General features: G+C 59.5%; 3 protein-coding genes. All 3 read right to left on the reverse strand.

The genetic code is table 11. From position 1 onward, the window contains the following. Positions 1–67 precede the first annotated feature (67 nt). The 3 genes from GX108_07020 to GX108_07030 are packed head-to-tail and all read right to left on the reverse strand — an operon-like array spanning position 68 to position 2,263. Positions 68–1,519: a sodium:solute symporter family protein gene (locus GX108_07020; GenBank protein ID NLO56781.1), complete on the reverse strand. Its 1,452-nt coding sequence runs from the start codon at positions 1,517–1,519 to the stop codon at positions 68–70. Next, complete coding sequence (locus GX108_07025) at positions 1,516–1,728, reverse strand: hypothetical protein (protein ID NLO56782.1); 213 nt, start codon at positions 1,726–1,728, stop codon at positions 1,516–1,518. Before GX108_07025 ends, GX108_07020 begins: the two co-directional genes overlap by 4 nt. A 25-nt stretch (positions 1,729–1,753) precedes the next feature. Next, complete coding sequence (locus GX108_07030; GenBank protein ID NLO56783.1) at positions 1,754–2,263, reverse strand: transcription repressor NadR; 510 nt, start codon at positions 2,261–2,263, stop codon at positions 1,754–1,756. Between the last annotated feature and the right edge of the window lie 44 nt (positions 2,264–2,307).

Raw genomic sequence — 2,307 nt, forward strand, 5'->3', positions numbered from 1 at the left:
GAGAAGGGGTGGTCCCACATCATCTGCGGTATATGCATCCAGGCCTGTCCCTGGACCAGGAGGTACATTAACTCCAGAACCGGTCCCTGACGAAGCCCTCCACGGTGGAGAGGAAATGGTCCGTATCCCGGGGAGGTTTTGTCACGAGACTGACAACGACGAATACCACCCCCGACAGGAGGATGCCCCATAGGGGAGGCCAATGACCCAGGGGCTTCATCCCCTCGACATACATGTAGCCCACCACGAGCCCCCCGGAGACCATGCTGGCCACGGCTCCCGCCGCGGTAGCCTTTTTCCAGAAGAATACCCCCACGGTGGCTGGCAACTGCATGAGCAGCCCTCCGGAGGCCATGGCGGACAGGACAGCTATGAGGCCGAGCTGCATCCGGGCGAAGAAGAAGCAAACGATCGTTATAACAGGGATGAGCAGCCGGCAGATCTTTAGTTCCGTCTCCTCCGGTATGCCGGGGAGGAAGGCCTTCACCACGTCCCTGCCGAACATGGAACTCAGGGTCAAAATGATGGAATTCATGGTCGACACGGCCGCCGCCATTATGCTGAGAAAAACGACCAGCGCGAGCGGGGCCGGTACTGACGAGAGCAGCATGGCCATGGCGTTGTCGGCCTTTTCCAGCCCGGGCATCTTCGCCGCGGCCGCGAGGCCGAAGACCACGCAAAGGATGGTATAGATGAAGCCGAAGGCGGAAAAGCCGAGGATCATCTTTCGAAGGTTTCTTACGCTGGATGGGATGTAAAGGCGCTGCACCACCTGGGGGTTGGTCACAGCGAAAAACGCCCAGGGTAGGGTCAGCCCCAGGAACAGGGGAAAGGACCAGGAGACTTCCAGGAGATCCCGCCTGGCCGAGAGGGCTACCAATAACCCATCGGGGAAGAGAGCGAAGGCGATGAAGCCTAGCAGAAGGAGGCTGGCGGCAAGCATTATCACGGCCTGGAAAGCGTCGGTCAGCGCCACGGACCTCAACCCGGCCCACCATGAGAAGGCGAAGGATACGCCGGCAGCGATGAGCATGCCCGTCGTAAAGGACAGGTTGCCTCCCGAGAGTACCTCCAGGAGATAGCCTGTCCCCATGAGTTGGACCGATGCGTAGGGGACGAGCATGACAAGGCAAAGGACGGCCGAAACGGCTCCCGCCGCCGGGCTGCCGTAGCGCTTCGAAAGGAGTTCTGAAGGGGTGACAAGTTCGAAGATCCTCCCCGCCGCCCAGTACCGGGGGGCGAAGATCACCATCAGTATCACCGTGGCGGCCAGGTAGGTCATCTCGAAGCCCAGGCTGCCGATTCCCGAAGTGTAGGTGAGGCCCACGATGCCGACCATCATGAAGGCGCTGTAGGTGGTCGCGCTGTAGGTCATGGCGGAGATGAACCCGCCGACCTTGCGGTCGGCCAGGAAGTATTCTATCATGCCTTTCCCCAGGTTTCTCCTGGCATGCCAAGAAAGAAGGGAACCAAGGGCGAACCATAGGACGATGCCGGCTAAAATCAGGGTACTGCTCATCGGCGGACCTCCCCCTCCTGGCTGCCTTTTCCCGTCCAGCCCGAGGTGATCCATGCCCCCGCCAGAAGTACGGCGGCAGTGATGAGGTTCCAGAAGAGGAAGGCGCCGACCAGCGTGCCCTCATTCTTAAGTATGGTGAAGGGCACCACCACGTTTGCGATCCCGTAGAGTAGCGAAAAAAGTATCCAAATCTTTTCCTTGCGTGTCATGACCGATCGTCTCCCCTTCCGGAGTTCAATCCATTTCGAGGTAGCCCTTGTCCGCAAGGGCTTTTTCTATCGCGTCCAGTGTCGTTTCATCGTCGGCTTCCACAGTGTGGGCATGAAAACCTCTCGAGAGGGTAAGCAGGGGAGACTGGCCCGTGCTCTTCAGGATGTTGACGAAGCGAGCCACTTCCTCCCTGGAGGCGAGGTCGAGGTTCCCACGGATTTCGCCGTAGACAGGGTGGTCGACTACGACGTCGATCACCCGCCCCCCGGCTTCTATCATCGTGTTAAGTTCGTCGACGATATCTTCGGTGTCATGGCGAACGGGGAAGACCCTCCTGGGTTTGGCTTCTCGATGGACGTAACCCCGGGCAGTTGCCATGACCGGCAGGCCCCGATCCCTGAGGATGGCGATATCCTGGACGACGGCCTGGCGGCTGATACCGAAGAGTTCAGCGAGTTCGGCACCGCTAGTGGGGCCGTCGCTTTTGGTGAGGACCTCCGCCAGTTTTTCCAGCCTTCTCTCCCTCTCTGTCATAATTGGACCCTCTCTTCTTATAGCTGCCACTGGCAGATAATAGC

The sequence above is a fragment of the Thermovirga sp. genome (genome assembly GCA_012523215.1).
GTDB lineage: Bacteria > Synergistota > Synergistia > Synergistales > Thermovirgaceae > 58-81.